The 20,960-nt window shown below is 71.2% G+C and carries 23 protein-coding genes; 21 read left to right on the forward strand and 2 right to left on the reverse strand.

Features of this window, described 5'->3' with window-relative positions; all coding sequences use genetic code 11:
* Positions 1 to 39 precede the first annotated feature (39 nt).
* The 5 genes from ETP66_RS09965 to ETP66_RS09985 are packed head-to-tail and all read left to right on the forward strand — an operon-like array spanning position 40 to position 2,899.
* Positions 40 to 1,014 (forward strand): hypothetical protein, encoded by a 975-nt coding sequence (locus ETP66_RS09965; protein WP_130842484.1) that lies wholly within the window; start codon positions 40 to 42, stop codon positions 1,012 to 1,014.
* A 45-nt stretch (positions 1,015 to 1,059) separates the two neighbouring features.
* Positions 1,060 to 1,899, forward strand: coding sequence for a hypothetical protein (locus ETP66_RS09970; protein ID WP_039457249.1), 840 nt, complete (start codon positions 1,060 to 1,062; stop codon positions 1,897 to 1,899).
* Between the two features lies 1 nt (position 1,900).
* The gene (locus tag ETP66_RS09975) at positions 1,901 to 2,353 is read left to right on the forward strand and encodes a hypothetical protein (RefSeq protein ID WP_093007032.1); all 453 of its coding nucleotides are present in this window, start codon (positions 1,901 to 1,903) and stop codon (positions 2,351 to 2,353) included.
* Positions 2,346 to 2,561 (forward strand): hypothetical protein, encoded by a 216-nt coding sequence (locus tag ETP66_RS09980; protein WP_236622553.1) that lies wholly within the window; start codon positions 2,346 to 2,348, stop codon positions 2,559 to 2,561. Before ETP66_RS09975 ends, ETP66_RS09980 begins: the two co-directional genes overlap by 8 nt.
* A gap of 17 nt (positions 2,562 to 2,578) precedes the next feature.
* Positions 2,579 to 2,899 (forward strand): hypothetical protein, encoded by a 321-nt coding sequence (locus ETP66_RS09985; protein WP_236630228.1) that lies wholly within the window; start codon positions 2,579 to 2,581, stop codon positions 2,897 to 2,899.
* A 178-nt stretch (positions 2,900 to 3,077) separates the two neighbouring features.
* Here ETP66_RS09985 and ETP66_RS09995 read toward each other — a convergent pair whose 3' ends face one another.
* Entirely contained in the window at positions 3,078 to 3,572 is a 495-nt protein-coding gene (locus tag ETP66_RS09995) for a hypothetical protein (RefSeq protein ID WP_130842486.1), read from the reverse strand.
* A complete protein-coding gene (locus ETP66_RS12440; RefSeq protein ID WP_130842487.1) occupies positions 3,569 to 5,161 on the reverse strand; it encodes a hypothetical protein in 1,593 nt (530 codons plus the stop codon). The genes ETP66_RS09995 and ETP66_RS12440 overlap by 4 nt, the downstream gene beginning before the upstream one ends.
* 141 nt (positions 5,162 to 5,302) lie before the next feature.
* Between ETP66_RS12440 and ETP66_RS10005 the strand changes: the two genes are divergently transcribed.
* The 16 genes from ETP66_RS10005 to ETP66_RS10080 all read left to right on the forward strand — a co-directional run bounded on the left by ETP66_RS10005 (position 5,303) and on the right by ETP66_RS10080 (position 20,960).
* Positions 5,303 to 5,680 (forward strand): TrbC/VirB2 family protein, encoded by a 378-nt coding sequence (locus ETP66_RS10005; protein WP_038043792.1) that lies wholly within the window; start codon positions 5,303 to 5,305, stop codon positions 5,678 to 5,680.
* Between the two features lie 3 nt (positions 5,681 to 5,683).
* Positions 5,684 to 6,001 carry a hypothetical protein gene (locus tag ETP66_RS10010; RefSeq protein ID WP_014632329.1) on the forward strand — a complete coding sequence of 106 codons (318 nt, stop codon included), beginning with the start codon at positions 5,684 to 5,686 and terminating at the stop codon, positions 5,999 to 6,001.
* Entirely contained in the window at positions 5,979 to 8,522 is a 2,544-nt protein-coding gene (locus ETP66_RS10015) for a VirB4 family type IV secretion system protein (RefSeq protein WP_038043786.1), read from the forward strand. The genes ETP66_RS10010 and ETP66_RS10015 overlap by 23 nt, the downstream gene beginning before the upstream one ends.
* On the forward strand, positions 8,519 to 10,069 hold the full coding sequence (locus ETP66_RS10020) for a hypothetical protein (protein WP_093007020.1): 1,551 nt from the start codon (positions 8,519 to 8,521) through the stop codon (positions 10,067 to 10,069). The genes ETP66_RS10015 and ETP66_RS10020 overlap by 4 nt, the downstream gene beginning before the upstream one ends.
* Entirely contained in the window at positions 10,066 to 11,898 is a 1,833-nt protein-coding gene (locus tag ETP66_RS10025) for a hypothetical protein (RefSeq protein ID WP_130842488.1), read from the forward strand. Before ETP66_RS10020 ends, ETP66_RS10025 begins: the two co-directional genes overlap by 4 nt.
* 158 nt (positions 11,899 to 12,056) lie before the next feature.
* Positions 12,057 to 14,486, forward strand: a complete 2,430-nt coding sequence (locus ETP66_RS10030; protein ID WP_130842489.1) for a type IV secretory system conjugative DNA transfer family protein — start codon at positions 12,057 to 12,059, stop codon at positions 14,484 to 14,486.
* The gene (locus tag ETP66_RS10035; protein WP_236630241.1) at positions 14,395 to 14,763 is read left to right on the forward strand and encodes a hypothetical protein; all 369 of its coding nucleotides are present in this window, start codon (positions 14,395 to 14,397) and stop codon (positions 14,761 to 14,763) included. Before ETP66_RS10030 ends, ETP66_RS10035 begins: the two co-directional genes overlap by 92 nt.
* Complete coding sequence (locus ETP66_RS10040; protein WP_130842490.1) at positions 14,763 to 14,972, forward strand: hypothetical protein; 210 nt, start codon at positions 14,763 to 14,765, stop codon at positions 14,970 to 14,972. Before ETP66_RS10035 ends, ETP66_RS10040 begins: the two co-directional genes overlap by 1 nt.
* On the forward strand, positions 14,969 to 15,415 hold the full coding sequence (locus ETP66_RS10045; RefSeq protein ID WP_130842491.1) for a lytic transglycosylase domain-containing protein: 447 nt from the start codon (positions 14,969 to 14,971) through the stop codon (positions 15,413 to 15,415). The genes ETP66_RS10040 and ETP66_RS10045 overlap by 4 nt, the downstream gene beginning before the upstream one ends.
* A complete protein-coding gene (locus tag ETP66_RS10050; RefSeq protein ID WP_130842492.1) occupies positions 15,415 to 15,729 on the forward strand; it encodes a hypothetical protein in 315 nt (104 codons plus the stop codon). Before ETP66_RS10045 ends, ETP66_RS10050 begins: the two co-directional genes overlap by 1 nt.
* Before the next feature lie 3 nt (positions 15,730 to 15,732).
* Positions 15,733 to 16,665: an ATPase, T2SS/T4P/T4SS family gene (locus ETP66_RS10055; protein WP_093007012.1), complete on the forward strand. Its 933-nt coding sequence runs from the start codon at positions 15,733 to 15,735 to the stop codon at positions 16,663 to 16,665.
* A 39-nt stretch (positions 16,666 to 16,704) separates the two neighbouring features.
* The gene (locus ETP66_RS12445; protein WP_130842493.1) at positions 16,705 to 18,102 is read left to right on the forward strand and encodes an S-layer homology domain-containing protein; all 1,398 of its coding nucleotides are present in this window, start codon (positions 16,705 to 16,707) and stop codon (positions 18,100 to 18,102) included.
* Complete coding sequence (locus tag ETP66_RS12450) at positions 18,086 to 19,192, forward strand: hypothetical protein (RefSeq protein WP_130842494.1); 1,107 nt, start codon at positions 18,086 to 18,088, stop codon at positions 19,190 to 19,192. The genes ETP66_RS12445 and ETP66_RS12450 overlap by 17 nt, the downstream gene beginning before the upstream one ends.
* Entirely contained in the window at positions 19,189 to 19,530 is a 342-nt protein-coding gene (locus tag ETP66_RS10070) for a hypothetical protein (RefSeq protein WP_093007006.1), read from the forward strand. Before ETP66_RS12450 ends, ETP66_RS10070 begins: the two co-directional genes overlap by 4 nt.
* Positions 19,531 to 20,673 (forward strand): hypothetical protein, encoded by a 1,143-nt coding sequence (locus ETP66_RS10075; protein WP_093007004.1) that lies wholly within the window; start codon positions 19,531 to 19,533, stop codon positions 20,671 to 20,673.
* 11 nt (positions 20,674 to 20,684) lie between these two features.
* The gene (locus tag ETP66_RS10080; protein ID WP_231293500.1) at positions 20,685 to 20,960 is read left to right on the forward strand and encodes a hypothetical protein; all 276 of its coding nucleotides are present in this window, start codon (positions 20,685 to 20,687) and stop codon (positions 20,958 to 20,960) included.

Below are 20,960 nucleotides of genomic sequence, written 5' to 3' on the forward strand. Positions count from 1 at the left end.
ATGTGCACTTTGGTTGACCAGGTGTGTAAGATGCGGTCTATGGAAGCCCACCTAGTCCCCTTCGGCGGGGGCCACCTCCTGGTCTCGGAGGCGGGGGTCTTCGCCCTGGCGAAGGAGGCGCGCCAGGCCGAGGCCCTAGGCCGGGAGGCCTACGCCCTCCTCGCCCTCCCCGTGGTGCCCCTGGTGGTGGGGAGCTACCGGCGGGGCTACCACGAGGGGGTCCTCCACGTGGCCTCCCTGGAGGAGCACCTCCAGGCGCTTCCCCGGGTCCTCTCCCCGGCGGACGTGGGCCGGATCGCCGCCTTCCTCAAGGGGGAAGGGGAGAGGCCGGAGGCGCGCCTCCTCCAGCCGGACCGCCCGGAAACCCCACGGGAGGTGCCTCCTCGGGAGGAGACCCAGACCGGACTGCCCCCACTGCCTCAGGAGGCGCCCCCTGAGGCCTCCCGGCGGGAAATGGGAAGGCTCTTCATCCAGGAGCGGACCCCTTCTCCGCCAGGAGAACGCGGGGCCTTCCCCTCTTCCCCCAGGGTGAGGCGGTTTCCCCTGGTGCCCCTTCTCCTCCTCGCCGCTTCCCTTCCCCTCGTCCTCTACCCCGCCTTTGCGGGGGCCATCCCCGGAGCCCTGGCCCTCTTTCCCGCCCTGAACCTCCTCCTGGTGCAGGACCGCCTCCTCAAGCGCGGGGGGCCTGCCCGGGGGTACGTGAGCGCCTTCAAGGGACTCCTCTTCGGCCTCGCCCTGGTGGTCCTTTTGGGGGGAGGGTCCTTAGGCGTCTTCCTCTCCCTGGCGGGGGGCCTGGCCTGGGCCCTCCTCCCCGCCCTCTACGGGGTGGCCGCCGGGCTCAGGCCCCTCCCCCTGGGCCGTCCCGCCCGCCTCTACGCCCAGGCGGTGGGGGACGCCCTGGGGCCCGCCGCCCTCCTCGCTCCCGTGGCCCTGCTCTACGCCGTGCCCTTGGGGCTTGCCCTCGCCGCCCTGGGCCTCCTGGCCCTCCTGGGGGGACACCTGGGGGAGGACTAGCAACAAAGGCTTGCCTAGCTACCCAATATATGGCAACATGAGGGCATGCGGTTGCGTGCCGTGTTGCTGGCTCTAACCATGGCCCTTCCGGCCCAGGCCCAGGTGGTGCTCAAGACCTATTACGCGGAGGACCTGGTAAAGACCCCGGGGCTTCTGGAGGTAAGCCCAGGCTTCACCACGGTCATCGACTTCTGGGACACGGTGGACGCCGCCTTCTCCGCCAAGCGGGAGCTCCTTCGCCTCGAGGGGGGCGGGAGCAGGCTCCTCCTCTCCACGGGGATGATGGGCACCCAGACGGGGGCGGTGCCCGTGAAGAGCGGGATGACCGACCTGGTGGTGGAGGTGGGGGGGAGGACCCTCCTCTTCACGGTGCGCATCGGGCCGGGGGAGTACCCGAGGCGGTACCAGGTGCTCCTCAAGCGGACCCAGGGGGGGACCTACGCCCCTCTCTCCCAGACTCCTTCCACTCCCACGGCGGGGCCTGCCCAAAGCTCCTCCCCCGCTCCTTCTCCCACCCCCAGCCCTCAGGTTCAGGCCCCGGCGGTGCACTTCACCACCACCGTGGAGGCCCCTTCCGGGGAGGAGGGGAGGGTGAGCGTCTTCTTCACCCTGGAGAACCGGGGAAGCCGCCCCGTGAGCTTCGCCCTCAACGATCTCCAGATCCTGCAGGAGGGGAAGCCCCTCCGGTTTGAGGTGCGCCGGGACCCCCTAAAGGCGGTCCTGAACCCCGGAGAGGGGCAGAGCGGGGTCATCGTGGTCCACGGGGCGAGGCCCGGGGAACTCCTCCTCAGGTGGCGGGGGGTGGAGCTCGGGCCCGGGAGGAGCTTCCTCCTGGAGAGGCGGCTTTTGGGCAAGACCATCGAGGTCCAGACGGAAGGGAGGTAGAATGGACCTCCTCGCGCCTTGGCGGGAAGGCCCCTACACCCTACAGGAGGCCCTGGAGCGCTACGGGGAGGCCCTGGTGGGGGAGGCCCTGAGGCAACGGGTGCTGAAGCCGGTGATGACCCGGCTCGGCCCCGTCCTGGTCCCGGCGGCCAAGGGCCGGAAGCGCCTCGGGCTCACCCGGTACTACACCCCCAGGGCGGGGGCCCTGGAGATGGCCCTCCTGGTGCGGCGGCACGCGGAGGCCATGGAGAGGGAGGGCTGGCGCATGCTCAGGCGGGAGGGGAGCAGGGCCGTCCTGGAGCGGGAGGGGGAGCGGGTGCTCCTGGTGGGGAAGAGGGGGGACCCCACCAAGAGGCCCGCTCCCAGGGACGAGCTGGAGGCCTCCGCCGGGCGGGTGATCGTTCTGACGCACGAGGCGCCTAAGCGAGGTGGCGCAGAGGTGGTGTATGTCTGAGGTGGCGAGCGCCATGAACGGCCTGGTGCTGAGCGTGGAGCCCCCTAAGGCGCTGGTCTTCGCCATCACCACCCTGGGCCTCGCCCTGGGCGGCCTCCTCATCGCCATCGGGGAGCGGGACCGGGGGGTAGGCTATCTCATCGCCGCCCTCCTCGGGGGGATCCTCGCCTGGAACGCCAGGGCCCTCCTGAGCCTGTTTGGAGTATGAACGAGGTCCTTTGTGTCGTGAGCCGGCTGGTGTGCGCCCTCACCCCCCCTGTGGTCCTAGTGGGGGCGCTCGTCCTCTTGGCGGTGATCTTCCTGGGCTACCGAGTGGTGATGGGGGACCTCCGGCGGGCCAAGTGGAGCCTGGCGGCCCTCCTCCTGCTGGCCGGGCTCCTCGCTCCGGTGCCGAACGGGCAGGGCGGGAGGACGGCGGCCTTCTACCCTCTTATCCGCATGCTCACCGGGGGGTACGGGGCCTGCACCTTCATCGGCCCCCCTCCCCGGTACACCCCTTCCCCCGACGAGAAGCCCGTGAAGGGCCTCTCGTGTGGGGGCTCATGAGAAAAGGGCGCAATGGTGGGGCGGCTTGTGGCCATGGGCCTCGAGGTCCTGCCCTTCACCCTGGAGGAGGCCCTGGAGGCGGGGGCCCTGGACCCCCTGACCCGGCCCCTGGGCCTTTCCCTGGGCGACCGGGCCTGCCTGGCCGCTGGGAAGGTGCGCGGGAGGTGGCGGTGGTGCGCTAGGCCCACGGGGCCAGGAGGACCCTCGCCCCCGGGAGGAACCGCCTCAGGTAGGCCACCCGCTCCGGGACGGGGGCGCCCCAGACCTGCCCCACGAACCTCAGGGCGAAGGCCTCCCCCTTGGCCCGGACCCGGGCCCGGGCATAGGCCCCGGCGTCGTACTCCAGGGCCACGGGGCCTTCGGAGGTGAGCCAGACCCCATCGGGCTCCTCCACGGGGTGGCGGGGCCTGGGGCTCACCCGCCACACCCGAGGATCAGGGGGCGCCTCGAGGAGGAGGCGCATCTCCGCCAGGCCCGCCAGGTGGCGGAGGGCGGTGAGGGGGTAGCGGGCCACGCTCGGGTGGGCCCAGAAGGCCACGGGCTCCTCCTTCCGGTAGTAGGTGAGGCCCAGGTAGCCCTCCACCCGCACCGCCTCTTCGGGGGGGACGAGGCCCCAGCGCCGGACCTGCCCCTCGGACCAGGTGAGGTCCACGGCGAGGGGGTTCACGCTCATTGCCCGGCCCCCAGCACCAGGACCGTGAGGGGCGTCCCCTGAGCCACCTCCGCCACCCGGACCACGGCCCTCGTGCCCTCCGGGACGGAGAAAAGGTCTGCCGCCGCCGCCCCCAAGAAGAGCTCCAGGGGCGGGGTCTGCCCCTGCTGGATCACCGTGCCCGAGGGCGTGGTGGTGACGGTGGTCTGCTGGCTCCGGGCCCGCACGTAGTCGGAGAGGCCCCGCAGGGAGCCCCGCACCAGGTCGGCCACCAGGGAGGGGGCTTCCTCCCGGACCTGGGCGGGGAGGCCCTGGGCGAGGTCAGAACCCAGGACCACGGCCCGCACGGGGAAGACCTTCCCCGCCAGGACCGCCTGGTCCAGGTTCACCTCCACCCGGCGGGTGGGGGAGAGCTTGGCCTTGCCCAGGAAGGTGGCCCCGTCCTCCGTCTCCAGGGCCACGGGGACCTCCTGCCCCTCGGGCACCACGAGCCTCACCGCGAGCCTCCCCTCGAGGCGCGCCCCGGGGAGGTAGGGGGAGGAGGCCGTGGCGGGAGGCGTGGAAGAGGCCGTGGAAGGAGGCGTGGAGGGGGCCTGCCTCCCCCCGAAGACCTCGGGCAGGTTGGCCTCGAAGAGGCCAGGCCCCTGGGGGGCCTGGGGCGGGGCGGGAGAGGAGGGGACCGCCTGGGGCGCCTCGGTCTTCCTGTAGGCCACGAAGGAGGAGACGGGGGCCACCTGGCCCGAGGCGCTACCCGCCTGGCCCTGGTAGACGGCGAGGCCCGGACCGGCGGGGGCCTCCTGGGCCTGGGCCTTCAGGGGCACGGAGAGGGAGGGCTTTTCGGGGGCCTCCTGGGCCTGGCCCATGTAGAGGGCCATGGAGGGCGAGGCGGCCTGGGCCTCCCCGGTGGGACGGAGGTAGAGGGTGAGGGAGGGCCCCTCCGTGGGCATGGGCGCGGCCTGGGCGGAGTAGGCTCCCGCGCCTCCCAGGGTCTGGGGCGGGGGAGGCACCTCCCCGGTGGCCGAGGGCGTGGGCGGAGGGGGGACGGCCTCGAGGCGTTCTCCTGACAGAGAAGCGACCGGGGTGGCCGTGGACTGGGACTGGGGCGCGGCCTCCCCCGTGGCCCCGGAAGCGCCAGCCGGGGGTGCGGGAGCCTCCTGGGCCTGGGCCTGAGGGGGCATTCCGGAGGCCGCCTGGGGAGCGGTGGCCGCCTGCTGGACCTGGGGGGAGGGGTGAGCCTGGGCCGGGCGCTTGGGGCCTCCCAGGTTGTTCAGGGCCCACATGAAGACGACGAGGCCCATCAGGCCCCCCACCCCGATTAGGATCTGCTTGGGACGGGAGGGCACCCACTCCCCGGTAAGCTCGTCATACCGGTTGAAGAGGCGGTTGTAGAGGTCCCGGAGGAAGGCCCGCTTCTTCACCTCCCGGCGGACCTCCTCCTCCGGGGGCCTGACCTGCTCGAACTCGATCCCCTCCTCCAGGAGGGCGGCGAGCTCCGGGTCCTTCTCCCTGAGCTCCTCCAGTAGGGCGTAGAAGCCGGGCTCGTCTGGCCCGGGGAGCTTCTTGCCGAGCTTTTCCTCCGCTTCCTTGCGCACCTCGGGGTTCAGCCTCACGCCCTCATGTTGCCACAAAAGGGCATGGTTTTGCTATAATGGCAGTCGTATGAGGTTGAAAGGGGGTGAGAGCGGGCGGAAGAGTTCATGGCGGACGGGTTTCAGGCTTCAGGCTCGTGGTTCTTCCTTAGGAGGTGAAGCGTGCTGAAGAAGCTGGCTAAGGGTCTTAAGACGGAGCACTTCCGGTTCTTCGCCTTGGCGTTGGCGGTGGGCCTCGCCCTCTTCGGGGTGGCGGAGGCGCAGGCGAACCCGGCGGACCAGGCCTTCGGCAACGTGGCGAACGCCATCTGCACCATCGTGGGCTACCTGAAGGGTCCCATCGGCCTGGGGATCATCATCCTCATGTTCGCCGTGGGTGGCATATCCCTCGCCATCGGTGGGCGCAACGCCATGCCCCTCATGATCGGGGCGGGCATCGGGGGCATCCTCATCGCCGCCGCTCCCTACTTCGCCAAGATGTTCTTCGGGAGCGCCACCGCTCCGAGCACCGCCCCGGCCTGCACGAGCCTCTTCAGATAAACCATGCTCAGGCTCCGGGTGTGGCGACTCTACCAGCCCCTGACGCTCCTTGGGTTGGAGCTCTGGCAACTCTTCCTCGGGGCCGTGGCCATGACCCTGGGGCTCCAGGTGGGCGGGAGCCTGCCGCACCCGGCCCTGGGCCTGGTGCTGGCGGGCGTGGCGGGCTTTCTGGCGGTGAAGTTTTCCGACCGCTTGCGGATGCGCTTCCCCGGGGCGAGCCTCTGGCAGGAAATCGCCTGGCTCACCCAGAAGGAGCGCTACCGCCCCGAGCGGGACGAGGACACGACTCCCCTGATCTATGACGAGCGCTTCCAGAGGTAGCCCCTTCTCCCGGGCGCGGGAGGACTCCCTCACCGCGCTCTTGCCGTACTGGGAGATTCAGGACGGCCTCGTGGTTCTGAACGACGGGCGGGTGGAGGTGGGGGTCAGGCTCGAGCTCCAGCCCACCCTCTTCGCCAGCACCGCCTACATGGAGGGCCTGGTGGGGGTCATCAAGACCATCCTTCGGAGCGGCGTGCCCGAGGGAAGCCGGGCCCGGCTCGTGGTGGAGGTCTCCCCGGCCCCCTTCGCCCGGGTGGAGCGGTACCGGAGCCTCGAGCCCTCCCACCCCACGGCCCGCTTCCTGCAGGAAAGGCGCTACGAGGCCTGGCGGGAGCGGTGGCAGAAGGGGCAGGTCCTGGAGAAGCGGGTCTACCTCAGCGTCCTCCTGGGCAGGCCCCGGCACAAGCGGCGCCGGGTGCCCTTCACCCCGGAGGAGTGGAAGGAGGTGGTGGCGGAGGCGGAGCGGGTGCGGACCCGGATCATCCGCGCGGCTTCCGCCTACCGCGTCCTCGCCTTCCCCATGGGCGACCAGGAGCTCTTCGCCGTCCTCTACCGCTACTTCAACCCCGCCCTGGCCCTTGCGGAGGTGCCCCAGTACCAACAGACCTGGCAACGCTACCCCCGGGAGGCCATCCGCCGCATCCCTTCTCTCAGGCCCCCCACCCTCCGGGCCCAGATCGCCCGGAGTGAGGTGGACAACTCCTACCGGGACGCCCTCTACGTGGGGGGGATGTGGGCGGGGGTCCTCTCCCTCTACACGGTGCCGGACGAGACCTACGCGGAGATGGGGGACGTGCTGGCCCAGGCCGGGGGGGACCGCTTCTACCTGGTCATGGACTTCCTCCACGAGCCCTTCGAGCTCGCCATCCGGGCCCTCAAGGCCCGGGCGAGGCGGTACTACTCCGCCTCCCAGTCGGGGACCTACGTGGACCCCAACGTGCGGGTGGGGCAGGTGGAGACGGAGGGGGCCATCACCCACGTCTCCCAGACGGGGGACCACATCTTCCAGGTGGGGGCGAGCCTGGTCCTCCTGGAGCGGGACCGGGAGACCCTGGAGGAGCGGGTGAGCCAGGCGGTGAGCACCCTGAGCCAGGTTCCGGGGAACCCCTTCCGGGTCCTCAGGAACGGCCTCCTCGCCCCGTGGCTGGCCCAGGCCCCCTTTTCCGGGGGCGTGGCGGAGGAGAAGGTCTACCTCCTGGAGACCAACGCCGCCCACTTCTTCCCCACCACGGGGGCCTGGACAGGAAGCCCCAGGCCCGTGGCCCTCTTCCGGACCCGCCAGGGGGCCCTGGTCTCCGTGGACCCCTTCGACAAGCGGATGCGGAACTACAACGGCATCGTGGTGGGGGGCTCGGGCTCGGGGAAGACCTTCGCGGTGCAGTACCTCCTCTCGGAGCTCTTGCGGGACGAGAAGGCGAGCGTGGTCATCCTGGACCGGGGCAAGAACTACCAGGCCCTGGTGGAGGCCTTCGGCGGGGCCATGGTGGAGATCCGCCCCGGGGCGGGCACCAGCATCAACCCCTTTGACCTCGAGGAGGGGGAGGTGGAGCCCACCCCGGAGAAGAAGGGGGACCTCCTGAAGCTCCTCCGGGCCATGGTCCCCCCCGGGGGCGACCCCACCCAGGAGGCGGTGGAGAACGCCATCCTGGAGGCGGCCATAGACCAGACCTACAAGCGGGCCACCACCGTGGACCTGAGGGAGGACGGCACCGAGGAGAAGCGCTACCTCGGGGCCAGGCTCTCCGACCTGGTGAAGACCCTCCTCACCCTGGACGAGATCGGGGGGCGGGGGGTGTCCCCCTCGGAGAAGGAGGTGGCCCGAAGCCTCGCCCTCCGGCTCCAGTCCTGGACCGGGGACTCCCCCATGGGCAGTTTCGTGGACCGCCCCACCTCCGTCCCCGTGAGCACGGCCCGGGTGGTGTGCTACGAGCTCGAGGGCCTGGACGCCTACGAGGGCCTGGACGTGGTGGGCACGGTGCTCATGGCCGACCTCATCTGGAAGCGGGCGAAGGAGGGGAAGAAGCGGGGGGAGGAGCGGAACCTCCTGGTGGTCCTGGACGAGGCCTGGAAGGTGTTCAAGAACCCCTACGCCGCGAGCCTGGTGGAGGAGCTCTACCGCCGGTTCAGGCACCTGGGTGGCGGGATTTGGAGCATCACCCAAAGCCTCCAGGACTACAGCGGGGAGAGCGCGGGGAGGATTCTCCAGAACACCACCTGGGTCTTCCTCTTCCGGGTGCAGGGGGAGGAGGAGCACGTGCGAAGAGTCTTCGGCCTCTCCGACCGGGCCATGGCCGTGTGGAATTCCTTGGGGGGCGTCAAGGGGCTTTACGGGGAGGTGATGGTGTGGGCGGTGCGAGACGACCGGAAGGAGGGGGACGTGCTCCAGCTGTGGCCCACGCCCTACGACTACTGGCTCTTCACCAGCGCCCAGGAGGAAGCGGCCCGGAGGAAGGCCTTGGTGGAGAGGTACGGGGGGGATGTCCTCAAGGCGGTGGTGGACCTCGCGGAGGGGCGGGCATGAGGGCTTGGATCCCCAAGATCGCTTCGCTGACCTTCGCCTTCGCCCTCCTCCCCGCCCTCGCGGTGAGGGTGGCGTGGCTTTCCCCGAGGCCCGGGACCTACCCGGAGGGGCGGGTCCTGGTGGTGGAGGCCCGGGTGGAGCCCGAGCCGGGGGAGAGGGTCCTCGAGGTGAGGGGTGTGGCCCTTCCTTCGGGGCGGGAGGTCTTCCGCACCACCTCCCTCCAGGTGAAGCGGTACTGGGACACCGGGGGCTTTGGCGGCACCACGGCGCTTCGCCTGGAGGTGGACTACACCGGGGAGAAGACGGGCACGGCCTACGCCCTCCTCGCCCTCCAGGTCCAGGGGACGGGGCTTTCGGGCCAGAACCTCCAGGCCCAGGGCCTCATGGAGGACCTGGACGGCTTCATCGCCCAGGCCTGCCGCTTCATCGGCTTCTACGAGCTCTCCTCGGTACGGTGGCTGTGCACCGCCCACCGGACCGTGAAGAAGGCCATCAACTACTGGAACCAGCTCGGGGACATGTGGGAGGACTTCAAGAACCAGGCCATCTACTACGGCACCGGGCTGGCCCTGGACTGGCTGGGCAAGGGGCTTGGCCTCCACCAGCTCAACCCCCTGGTGGACCAGGTGGACCAGGCCCTGACGGACCTCATGAGCGACATCCGCCGCCAGAAGAACGCCATCCTGAACGCCCTGGCCCGGGCGCGGGCGGAGCAGTTGCGGGAACTGGACGCCTGGAAGCCCGGGGACGACCCCCTCTACTGGGGCCCGGAGTGGTGGACCCGGCTCATCTCCGGGGTGGTGCCCCAGCTGGGCTTCCAGGCCACGACCCAGAGCCTCGCCGACCTCCAGCGCACGGCCCAGCTCCTGGAGAACCAGTCCCGGGTGGCCCAGAACGTGAAGAACCAGCAGGAGAACCTGAGCCTGGAGAGCACCCTCCAGGACCTCTGGGACACCCTGGGGGCCGCCTGGAACTTCATCGCCGAGGCGGTGTCCAAGGGGTGGGCCTCCCTCACCGGGGGGCTTTCCGGGGCGAGCGTGGTGGGGGCGCAGAGCGCTTCCCCGGGAGGCGCCCTTGGGGCCCAGAACACCCCGGGGGGCTCCGGGGGCACCTCCGGCTCGGGCGGCACCAGCGGCTCCGGCTCGGGGGGCGTGATGGACCCCGGCATCACGGAGGAGCTCATCTCCGAGGCCCAGACCGCCCCCTCCACCCGGGAGGTGACGGAGGTGGTGGTGAAGGGCTTCGCCGAGCTCATCCGCCTGCAGGCCCAGGACTCTTTCCGGGCCGTGCAGGAGATGAAGAACCTCGCCGCCCAGCAGGCCATGACCGTGGAGCAACTGGTCCAGGTGAACCAGAACTTGGTGGAGCTCATCAGGAAGCAGGAGCGTAGCGCCGAGGACCAGCTACGGGCCCTCATGGGCCAGGTGGCCTCCCAGGCGGAGAAGACCTCGGCCAAGTACGTGGCGGCGGGGGAGGCCCTGGAGATCCTCGCGCGGCAATGGAGAGCGCAAAGCGGCACCCCGCCGCCCTCGGGGGGTAGCCCGTGAGGCGGGCCCTTCTTCCCAAGGGGTGGGGCGCGAGGCTTCTCGCCCTCCTCCCCTTCCTCTTCCTCCTGGCCCTGGCGGACCCGCTCCCGCCGCCCCAGGGACAGATCGACCAGGGGGTTCGGGACTTCCTCACGGGCATCCTCAACGCCATGCTCAACCTCAACGACTGGATCGCCCTCTTCAAGGCGAGCCTCCGGGACTTCCAGGCGGGGGCCTACACCATCGGGCGGAGCCTCATCGTGGTGGGCCTCATCTGGAGCCTGATCCGGGCGGTCTACTACGGGAGCCTGGAGGAGGTCCTGGGGGCCATGGCCCGGGTGGTCCTGGCGGGGGGGTTCCTCTGGTTCGGGGAGGTCCTGGACGAGAGCTTCGGCGGGACGCAGGGCGTGTACTACGCCGTCACGAACACCTTCCGCACGGAGCTCGCGGACGCCATGACGGAGGCCGCCAACAACCTCAAGGCCCTGGGGGCGGTCATCAACCCCCTCTTCACCATCGTGGCCATCGTGGAGGCGGGCGTCGTCCACCTCGTGGGGACGGGCCTGAACGACGGGACGAACATGCCCGACTGGGCCCAGCAGATCCTCGCGGGCATCGGGGCGGCGGCCCAGCTTCTCAACCCCGCCTCCCTCCTCCTCGTTCCCTTCGTCATCATCGCCATGGTCCTCACGGTGCTCATCAGCACCATGTTCATGCTGGCCTCCGCCTTCTGGCCCATCGTGGCGGGGAGCCTGGCCCTTCCCATCGGCCTCGGGCCCCAGCTTTTCGGGCGGTGGCTTTCCGTGGTGGTGTGGGCCTTCATCATGGGGGCCGTCGGGCCTTTCGTGGTGCGGGGGGGCATGGAGCTCGGGGTCTCCCGTCCGGCGGCCTACATCGCCTCCCAGGCCAAGGAGATCGTGGACACCACCGTGGAACAGCTCACCGGGCAGTTCCGGGAGAACCGCCGCATCTTCGCCAAGACCCTGCAGAACCTGGCCGTCCAGAACGGGTGGGACCCCCGGGTGTGCGGCTTTGAGGTCTTCGCGGACACGGACGGGAAGCTCAACTACCGGAACGTCCCCCCGGACGGCAAGGCCCTCCTCTCCCCCGTGGCGTGCGGAACCATGACCAAGGAGGCCATCGCCCAGGGAATGCGCCAGATGGGCACCTTCGTCCTGGGCATCGGCAAAGGGCTCGTGGACATGTTCCAGGCCTGGGCCCAGACCCTGCTGATGACCGTGGGAGGCATGGCGGCGGCCCTCCTCATCGCGGGCTATCTCTCCAGCCTGGTGGCCACCTTCTTCGGTGGGCTTTCCCTGGCCGTGACGGCGGCGGCCGTCAGCTACGCCACGGGGATGGCGACCCAGGCCGTGGGCAGGGCCATGGGCGGGGCCGCGAGCGCCCTGGAGGGGATGGGCCAGGCCGCGGGGAGTCTGGGCCGGGGGCTTGGGGGGCCCTCGAGGGCCCTTCCCTCGGGCGCAGGCGGCGGAGGCTTCTCTTCAGCCGCAAGCGGTGGGGGCCAGGAGGTGCCTCCCGCCTACCAGCGCACGGTGGAGGTCCAGGCCCCCGGGACGGGGGTGCCGTACATGCACCGGGCCGAGTACGGTCAGGGTGTGGAGCCCGCCGTGGTGCGGCCCGCCCCCGGGGTGGGGCAGAGCGTGGGCTACACGGGTCCCGGGGAGGTCCCCTCCTACAAGGGAGCCCCTGAGGCCCCGGGAAGGTGGACCGACCGGGCCAAGGAGGTGCGGCCCCCGGAGACCCCCTCGGGCACCACCCTTCCCGCAGGGGGGCCGCCTCCGGGCAGGTGGATTGACAGGAGCGCTTACGGGAAGGGAGGTGATGAGGAGTGAAGCGCTGGATTGACCGTGGACCGAAGTGGGTCAAAAGGGACCCCTTGCCCAGGGTGGAGTTCCGCCTGAGCGAGGAGGCCTTGGCGGCGCTTCGCGCCCGGCCCCTGGCCCCTAAGGCCCCAGGAAGGTGGATCGCCCGGGCGCGGGGGAGGAGGTAGGTGGAGGCCGCTTCCCTCTTCGAGACCCCACGCCCCCTCAAGGCCCTTCGGGCTTTGGGGTTCCTCCTCTTCCTCGCCACCCTGGGCCTCGTCTTCTACCTGGGGGCGCGGGGGGCCCTCGAGGCGGCGAACGCCCTGGCCGAGGCGGGCTGGGACCAGGCCGTGGGCAGGCCCGGGGCGAGGGGCCTGGAGTTCGCCACCGCCTGCATGCTCAACGTGGCCACCCCGTGCGGAGGCGAGTTCAATCGGCTCTGGGCGGCCCGGCTCAACTACGACCTCCTCCGGCTCGTCCTGGTCCTGGGGTTCGTGGGGGGCCTCGCCCCCTTCGTCTACAGCCCCGCGAGGCCCAGGAAACTCCCGGGGCAGGGGCGGTGGGCCACGGAGAGGGACCTCGAGCCCTACCTCAACCCCAAGGGTGTGGGCTGGTACGGCCAGCTCGGGAAGAGGCCCCTCCGGGTCTCCGAGGGCCAGCGGGTGGCCCACACCCTGGTGGTGGGGAAGCCGGGGCACGGGAAGACCTCGGGGTACTACCTGCCCAACCTCCTCCTGGACGCCAAGGACGGGTGGACGGCCATCGTCTACGACCTGAAGTACCCGGACCGGGAAGGCCTCATGGAGGCCATGACCTACTACGCCCACCACGGGCGGGCCGTCTACCCCTTCACCCCGTGGGGGGAAAGGTCCTACCGCATCAACTTCCTGGAGGGGGCCGAGGACATCACCCAGGCCAAGCTCATCGCCGAGATCTTCGTGCCCCGGAACCCTAAGGTCCCGGACTCCAAGGAGTTCTACCCGGGCCTCGAGCGGACCCTGCTCCAGGCCCTGATCCACGCCGAGGGGGTGGAGGGGCGGTACTCCCTGGCCCACGTCTACCGGGTCCTGGGGGACGGGGTGGCCGGGCTCAAGGCCTACGTGGAGGTGCGGCCCTACCTGCAGGTGGAACTCAAGACCCTCCTGGAGATGCGGCAGGACCAGCTGGCGGGGATCCTGAACGGGGCCCGGAACCGCCTCTCCATCTGGCTGGACCCGGGCCTCGCCGCCGCCACGGAGCCCGGGCCCATGGAGGTCCCCTGGGCGAAGGTTTTCTCCGAGCCCAGCCTGGTCTACATCGGCGTGCCCCAGGAGCTCATCGGGGACAACGCCTCGGGGTACGTGCTCCTCAAGCTCCTGAAGCGCATCGTGGACCTGAAGACCCTCCAGCACGCTAACCGGAACGGGGGCAGGCTCAAGGTGCCCGTGAGCGTCTACTGGGACGAGTTCCCCAACTTCGGCTTCCTCCCCGGGATCAAGGAGAACCTGGGCACCATGCGCTCCCGGAGGGTGGCCTACCACATCGCCGTGCAGAACACGGACCAGGGGCGGGCCGTCTACGGGGAGGAGTGGGAGGCCATAGAGGGCACCTTCGCCCAGCGGGTCTACTTCCTCTCCGGCCTCTCCGACAACGACGCCGCCCGCCTCTCGGAGGTCCTGGGGGAGACCTCGGTGATGCAGGAGGTGCGGGGGGTGAGCCGGAGGGGCCTTCTCCCCATCCCCACGAGCCGAACCGTGGGGGAGCGGGAGGTGGCCCGGCCCCTCCTCTCCCCGGAGGAGATGCGCACCGCCCCTAAGGGGGAGGCGGTGGTCCTGCTGGAGGGCGCTCCTCCGGCCCGCATGAACCTCTTCGGCATGTGGCGGAAGGAACACCTCCTGCACCGCCTCTGGAAGAAGGCGCGGGAGGCGCGGGTGGAGGAGGCGGGCTTCCCCCTTCCCCGGACGCGGGGGCCCGTCTCCCTCCCCGCCTCCGCTTCGCCCGAAGGGGAGGCCGCCCCCTGGAGCCGGGACCCCTCGAGGCCCGAAAGCCTCCTCCTCTACCTGGAGGCCCTCACCCGGCGGGTGCCCGAGTTCAAGCGGCACTACCGGGGCTCGGAGACCCTCCGCCTGGACCTCCGCCTCCCCGAGGGCTTCCCCACCCCCGAGCCCGCCTGGGTGAAGCTCGGCTGGTGCGAGCTGGAGGGGGAGCCCGTGCGCCTCTCCCTCACCCGGGAGGCCCTCGAGGCCATCCAGGGGGCGGACCGGGCCGGGTACTGGGCGCTGGTGCGCTGGTGCCGGGTGGTGGAGTGGTGGAAGAAGGTTCACCGGGAGGAGCCCGTGCCCGAGGTCCTCACCCTCCCCAAGGAGGAGGCGGAGCGGGTCCTCATGGAAAGGCTTTGCGGCGAAGCGGTGGAGGTGAAGGAGGATGAGGTCCTGGTTCGTCCCAGTCTTGGCCTCGCTGGCCTCCTCTGCCCTAGGCCAGGGAACGTACACCCCGGAGGAGGCGGCGGAGGTGTTGCGGCGGGCCACGGGGGAGGTCCTGGTGCAGGTGGCGGTCCTGGACCTGAAGCCCCTGGCGGAGGCCCTGAGAGAGGCGATGGTGAAGGGAGGGGTGAAGGTGTACCTGCTCACCACGGATAGCGGCCTCACCCACCCGAGGAGCTACGCCCCCTCCCTGGCCCTGGCGGGGGCCGTGGTGCGGTTCGCCCCCCAGGTGGACGGGGAGTTCGTGGTGGTGGACCGGAAGGAGGCCATCCGCCTCCTTCGGGGCTACGTGGGCCTCTCCCTGGAGGGAGCGAAACCCGAACCCCTGGTGGAGCGCTTCTACTTCGCCTTCCTCCGGGCGGTGCCCTTCGCGGTGGAGGACTGGGTGCACCGGCTCTACATCCGGGAGTACACGAAAGGAGGTGGAAGGTGATGGAACGATGGGGAAGCTATCTGGGCAAGGGAGTGGCCGTCTTGGGGGCCGTGCTCTTCCTCCTCTCCCTCCTCCGGCTGGACGGGGCCGGGGTGGGGGCGGGGCTCGTGGTCCTCCTCTACGGGGTGGGCCTCGCCCTCCTCGCCGGGGTCTACGGGGAACTCAAGGCGGTGCGGGCCCTCCTGGAGAGGGAGGTGGAGAAGGGGTGAGGCGAGCGGCCTACCTGGTCCTCCTCCTGGGGGCGGCCTTCGCGTGCGGCCACGTCCCCCAGGACCTCTGGGCGAAGACGTGGAAGTACGCCCGGGCCTGGGGGGTGGACCCCTACCTGGTGGCCGCCGTGGTGTGGGTGGAAAGCGGCTACTGCACCCAGGCGATGGGCAGGGCCGGGGAGGTGGGCCTGGGCCAGTTCATGCCGGGCACCTGGCAGAGGGTTACCGGGGCACCCCTGGAGTGGCGCTCCCATCCCGACTGGGCCTTATGGGCCACGGCCAAGCACTTGCGGGAGCTCTGGGAGGCCACCCGGGACTGGCGGCTGGCCCTCGCCGCCTACAACGCCGGGCTCGGAGCGGTGAGGAGAGGGGCCATTCCCGCCTCCACCCAGAGGTACGTGGAGCGGGTGCTTTCGGTCTACCGGGCCTGGCGGAGGGGGTGATGGAGGCCTTGCCTGCCTTCCACGCCCTCGAGGCCCTGGGCCGGGCCTTCTCCCAGAAGGAGGCCTGGGTCTTGCTCGGGGTGGGGGCCCTCTCGGGGTACGCCCTGGGCCGGGTGGCCCGGGTCCTCCTCCCCTGGACGGCCCTCCTCTACCTGGGGGCGGCCCTCCTCGGGCGGGCGGACCTGGAGAGGCTCGCCCACCACCTTGGGGCGGCCTCCAAGGAGGTGTGGGCCTTCCTCTCCGGCCTCCCCACGGGCCTCCCCCTGGGGGCGGTGGTGGGCTTTTTGTCCGGGCTTTCGGACCGTTGGGAATAACGCATGGTGCGGCTTCGCGAGGGGTTTGACAGGGAGTTCGCGGCGCTCATGGAGAAGCTTCCCCCCTGGGTACGCAAGGAGGTGGAGCCCCACGGGGCGAAGCTGGAGGAGATCGCCATGGACCTCGGGGCCCCCCTGGCCTACACCGTGGACGGGGCCCCCCGCTTCTCGGAGCGGGAGATCACCAAGGAGGACCTGAGCTTCGTCCTTCACCGGGTGGGGGGGTTCAAGGAGAATAACCGGGCCGGGATCGAGGGCACCCTCCACCGGGTCTCCCGCATTCAGTCGGCCCTGGGGGAGATGACGGGGATCACCATCCGGGTGGGGAAGTTCGTGGAGGGGGTGGCGGAGCCCCTCAGGCCCTACCTCCTGGAAAGCGGGGGAAGCCTCCTCGTGGTGGGGCCGCCCCGCACGGGGAAGACCACCCTCCTCAGGGACATCGTGCGCATCCTGGCGGAGCGGTGGGGGCCCCGTGTGGTGGTGGTGGACACCTCCAACGAGATCGGGGGGGACGGGCTCACCGCCCACCCGGGGATCCGGCCCGCCCGGAGGATGCAGGTGCCGGACCCCCCCTCCAGGAACCAGGGGCGGATCATCTACCAGGCCATCGCCAACCACTCCCCGGAGGTAGTGGTGGTGGACGAGATCGGCTACAACGAGGACGTGCAGGAGTGCCTCACCGCCTCCCGGAGGGGGGTGCGGGTGGTGGCCACGGCCCACGGGGAGAGGCTTCTGGACGCGCTGGAGAACCCCGCCCTGCACCCCGTTCTCGGGGAGCCGGACCTGAGGGAAGGGAGGCGGAGGACCCGGCCCTCCTTCGGGATGGCCCTCCAGGTGGTGGCGAAGGGGCGCTACCTCGTCTACCCCGACCTGGCCCAGGCTCTGGACGACCTCCTCCAGGGGAGGGAGCCGGAGGGGGTGGAGCTTAGCGTGTAATGTGTTGCCATAAAAGTTAGAGAGTGGTAGCATGTGGCTATGCGGCGAGTCGCCCTAGCCACCCTTTTGTTGGCGGGTTCGGTGAAGGCCCAGATGGCGGACGTGCCCCCAGGGCATTGGGCCGAGGGGGCGGTGCGGGCCCTCCTGGAGAAGGGCGTCCTCACGGGCTTCCCGGACGGCACCTTCCGGGGGAACCAGGCGGTGAACCGCTACCAGGCGGCGGTCCTGCTCTACCGGGCCTACCTCACCTGGACGGAGGAGGTCCTGGCCCGGGTGCGGAAGGCCCTGGAGGAGGCGGGGGCGGCCCCGGAGCGGATCGCCGAGCTCTACGGGCAGGTGGCCGACCTCCTGGAGGTGGTGCCGGAGGTGAGGCGGGCCCTGGAGGACCAGGGGGTGCGCCTGGAGGCCATGGAGAAGGACCTGGAGGAGGTGCGCCAGGCCCTCCTCACCGCCCTGGAGGCCCAGGCCGCCCTCAAGGACCTGGAGGCCCTGGAGGGGGCGGTGGACCGCTTGGAGAAGGAGCTGGGGGCGCAGAAGGCGGCCCTCGCCCAGATGGAGGTGCGGGTGAAGGCCCTCGAGGCCGCCCTCGCCGAGCTCACCCAAAAGGTCCAGGAGAACGAGGCGGCCCGGGTGAAGGACGCCCAGGCCACGGGCAAGCGGGTCTACGCCCTGGAGGAGAGGACCAAGGCCTTGGAGGAGCGGGTGGACTCCCGGGCGAGGGCCCAGGTCTACGCCGGAGTGGGGGAGAGGGGTCCCTTCGGGGGCCTCGCCCTGGGGTGGGAGGAGGCCCAGGTGCACCTGGGCACCGACCGGGTGGAGGCCTCCTTCGGGGCGGGAAGCGTGCGGGTGGCCTACCGGAGCCTGGAGGGCCGGAGCGAGGCCACCGCCCAGGCCGGGCTCTTCCAGGGCATCCGCCTGGTGGGGGAGCTCGGGGCGGGGGACGGCGGCTACTACTTCGGGGCGGGCTACGTGGAGCACGAGCCCGAAGGCGGCCTCCTCCCCGGGGTGCACGCCCGCATCGGCCTCGGCGCGGGCCTCGTGGGGGGCGAGCCCGGGCGGTACTTCGTGGAGGCGCAAGGAGGCGCCCTCCTGGGCCCCGTGGACCTGACCCTGGGCTACGGACGCTACTTTGGCCTCGGGAGCGGGGACACCCCCTTCTCCGCCCTCTTCGCCACCCTGGTCTACCCCGGGGAGGGCTTCTTTGGGGAGGCGCGCCTGGCCTACGCCGTGCCCCAGGAGGACATCGGGCGGGACCGGGGCCTTCTGGTGGAGGGAGAGGTGGGCTTCCCCCTCGCGCCCTTCCGGGTGAGCCTCCAGGCGGGGTACCGGGACGGGCTTTGGGGGAGGGGCGTGGCCTCCCACGTGGACCGCTTCCGCTTCACCACGGCCACGGGCTTCTACGGGGGCGTGCGGTTGAGCTATGAGGTTCGCTTCTAGCGCTTTCCTGGCCCTTGCCCTCCTCCTTTCCTCCTGCACGGAGCTCCAGCGGGAGTTCCAGGGCCCGGCCCGCCTCGAGGTGGCGGGGGTCAAGGAGGGGGCGTGCGCCACGGTGAAGGTGGGGGGCCAGAGCGCCACCCGGTGCGAGGACCCCACCTTCCGCTTCACGGGGGTGTTCGGGAAGGTCCCCGTGGAGGTGCGGGTGGAGTGGCAGGGGGTGGAGGTCCAGGGCTACCAAGGGGAGGTGGAGCTCAGGCCCGGGGGCATGGCCCGGGTGGAGGTGGCCCGGAGGACCGTCTCCTTGCGGGCGGAGGCCCCCTGGGCGAGCGGCGCCGCCACCTACGAGGCCTGGGTGGACGGGAAGTGGGCCTTCGGGGTGGCGGCCTACCCCGACCCGGCCCCCTCGGGCCTCGAGGGCATGGTCCTGGTCCACCGGGGCGGGGCCTCCTTCCAGGTGCCCACGGCCCCCAGGGCGGTGATCCGGGTGCGGGACGGGGCGGGGGAAGCCCGGGTGGAGGTAGCCCCACCCCAGGAAGGTTTGGTGGTGCGGGTGCCCGAGCCCCGGTACGCCCCCATCCACCTGACCCCGGAGGAGGTGGCCTCGAGGGTGGGGTGCGTGGCCGCCTTCCTCGGGGACGTGGAGCGGGCCCGGTCCTGCACCCCGCCCTTCGCCCTGGCCGTGAGCCCCCCGGACGGGGAGTACCGGGAGGTCCTCCTCGTGGCCTACGCGGACGGCCTCCCCTTCCAGGAGGGGCGGGTGGTGGCCCGCTCCGGGGAGAGCCGGACCGTGCCCCTGGCCCGGAAGCGGGTGCGGGTGGAGCTCACCGCCCCCGGGTTCACGGCGGACGTGCAGGCGGTGGGCGAGGTCTGGCTCCGGGGGGAGGACCAGGAGGGGGTGGCCCTCTACGGCGACCCCCCGCCTCCCGGGTACGAGGGCTACCGCCTGGCCGACCGGGCCGTGGTGGTGAACGGGGTGGCGGAGCTTTCCGCCCCCACGGGGCGGATGGTCCTCTTCCGGCTGGTGGGGAACCGCACCACGGCGGGGGTGGTGGACCTCCTGGACGGCGACCGGAGGGTGGTCCTGCCGTGAGGGAGTGGGTCTCCCTCCTCGGGATGGCGGCCCTCGCCCTCCTCGGGGCCTGGTTCCTCCAAGCCTTGGTGGGCCAGGGGGTCCTGCCCTTCCTCCTCGCCCTCTCCCCCCTCCTCCGGGCCCTCTTCCGGGGAAGGGTGGGGGTCTACTACGGGGGGGCGGTCCTGGGCCTGGCCGGGGCCATGGTGTGGAGGCTGGGCGGCTCCTACGCCGCTATGGCCTACCTGGCCCTGGCGCTGGCGGCGGACGGCTTCCTCCGAGGGGAGGAGGAAGGCTATGGCTTCCTGGTGGCCTTCTTCCCGGCCCTCCTGGGCTTCTACCTGCTTCTGGGAGTGTAGATGGAAGCGCTCTGGAAGGAAATCGCGGACAAGCTTTCCTCCTTCGAGGAGGAGGTGGCGAAGGAGGTCTTGGAGAAGGCGAAGGGGGTCTTCCCCACCCGGAGGGCGAAGGAGGCCTTCCGGGCCCTCGCGGGGAGGTCTGCCACCCCCCTGGAGGAGCCCCTCCTTCGGGTGGCTACCGCCCTCGTGGAGGAGGGGCTGGCGGGGAGCTACGAGGAGGCCTTTGGCGTCCTCGGGGTGGAGGCGGAGCCGACCCAGAAAGACCCCGCTCCTTCGCAGGCTCCTCCTCCGGCAGAGGCGGCGCAGGCCCCTTCCCCGGTGGAGGCTTCTCCTCCGGTAGAGGCTTCTCCCCCGGCGCCTTCTCCTCCGGTGGAAGCTCCTTCTCCGAGGCAAGCTTCTCCACAAGGCGTTCCCCTGACGGGGAAGCAACCAGCGGGGGCGCCTCCCCCTCCCAGCCGGGCGGAGAAGACCTCCCGGTCCCAGGACCAAAACGAGGCGGCGCGGGACTCGAGGTGGCGGCGGGCCTACCAGGAGGTCTTCGGCCAGGACCCCTCGGAGGACCCCCTCCTCTACCGGGAGCGCCTGGCCCATGCCCTGCTCTTCTACCGACCGGAGCAGGGGCGGCGCCGGGCCTTCGAGGAGGTTCGGGAGGTGGAGCGGCGGCTCCAGGAGTCCCGGGGCCGGGCCCGGGAGCTTCTGGGCTCGGAGCCGCAGGTGGACGTGGGGGCGGCCTACATCCAGCTGGGGAAGCTCTCCGCCCAGCTGGAGGACCTGGCGAGGCGGGTGGAGCGCCTGGAGGAGGCGGTGCAGAAGGAGGCCTCCCGGTTCGGTGGGGTGAACGCCGCTCTTCGGCTCCACCACCAGGAGATCCGGGCCCTGAAGGCCCTGGTGGAGGGCCTAAGAACGGGGGACGGCGTGGACTGGAAGCGGCTGGAGGCGGCGGTGCGGGCGGCCAAGGCCGAAGCCATCCAGGAGGCGGAGGAGCGGATCCAGGGGGCCACGGCCCTGTGGCGGGGCGAGGTGGAGCCGAGGCTCAAGGCCCTGGAGGAGTGGGCCAAGCGCATCACCGAGGCCTTCCGCCGCACCCTCGAGGCTAAGGAGCGGCGGAGGGGCCTCTTTGGGCTCTTCGGAGGTGATCGGTGAACGGGGGAGACGTGGCGTTCAAGGCGGGGGACGTGGTGTTCACCGTTCCCCGGAGCATGTTCCGTGCGGACGTAAACGGGGTTGTCCAGGTGGGGGAACACCAGGTGCCCGCCAAGGTGATCTACGCCGCCTGGGCCGTGGGAGTGGACGAAGGGGTGAAGGCGGGGGTGGTCCTGGGGGCGGGCTTGAGCCTGGCCCTGGTCCTCTTGGCCCTGCTCCTCTTCCGGGCGGTGAACGCCTGGCGGGAACGCAGGCGGTGGACGCCCCTGGACCGGGTCCTGAGGTGA

This window comes from Thermus thermamylovorans, from assembly GCF_004307015.1.
Classification (GTDB): domain Bacteria; phylum Deinococcota; class Deinococci; order Deinococcales; family Thermaceae; genus Thermus; species Thermus thermamylovorans.

Excerpts from the sequence above, each read along its gene's own strand:
- ETP66_RS10020 (WP_093007020.1), top strand. The coding sequence starts at position 8,519 with ATGAGGGCTTGGATCCCCAAGATCGCTTCGCTGACCTTCGCCTTCGCC.
- ETP66_RS10015 (WP_038043786.1), top strand. The coding sequence starts at position 5,979 with ATGACGAGCGCTTCCAGAGGTAGCCCCTTCTCCCGGGCGCGGGAGGAC.
- ETP66_RS10040 (WP_130842490.1), top strand. The coding sequence starts at position 14,763 with ATGGAACGATGGGGAAGCTATCTGGGCAAGGGAGTGGCCGTCTTGGGG.
- ETP66_RS10075 (WP_093007004.1), top strand. The coding sequence starts at position 19,531 with ATGGAAGCGCTCTGGAAGGAAATCGCGGACAAGCTTTCCTCCTTCGAG.
- ETP66_RS10055 (WP_093007012.1), top strand. The coding sequence starts at position 15,733 with ATGGTGCGGCTTCGCGAGGGGTTTGACAGGGAGTTCGCGGCGCTCATG.
- ETP66_RS09980 (WP_236622553.1), top strand. The coding sequence starts at position 2,346 with ATGTCTGAGGTGGCGAGCGCCATGAACGGCCTGGTGCTGAGCGTGGAG.
- ETP66_RS09965 (WP_130842484.1), top strand. The coding sequence starts at position 40 with ATGGAAGCCCACCTAGTCCCCTTCGGCGGGGGCCACCTCCTGGTCTCG.
- ETP66_RS12450 (WP_130842494.1), top strand. The coding sequence starts at position 18,086 with ATGAGGTTCGCTTCTAGCGCTTTCCTGGCCCTTGCCCTCCTCCTTTCC.
- ETP66_RS09975 (WP_093007032.1), top strand. The coding sequence starts at position 1,901 with ATGGACCTCCTCGCGCCTTGGCGGGAAGGCCCCTACACCCTACAGGAG.
- ETP66_RS10010 (WP_014632329.1), top strand. The coding sequence starts at position 5,684 with ATGCTCAGGCTCCGGGTGTGGCGACTCTACCAGCCCCTGACGCTCCTT.
- ETP66_RS12445 (WP_130842493.1), top strand. The coding sequence starts at position 16,705 with ATGCGGCGAGTCGCCCTAGCCACCCTTTTGTTGGCGGGTTCGGTGAAG.
- ETP66_RS09995 (WP_130842486.1), bottom strand. The coding sequence starts at position 3,572 with ATGAGCGTGAACCCCCTCGCCGTGGACCTCACCTGGTCCGAGGGGCAG.
- ETP66_RS09970 (WP_039457249.1), top strand. The coding sequence starts at position 1,060 with ATGCGGTTGCGTGCCGTGTTGCTGGCTCTAACCATGGCCCTTCCGGCC.
- ETP66_RS10050 (WP_130842492.1), top strand. The coding sequence starts at position 15,415 with ATGGAGGCCTTGCCTGCCTTCCACGCCCTCGAGGCCCTGGGCCGGGCC.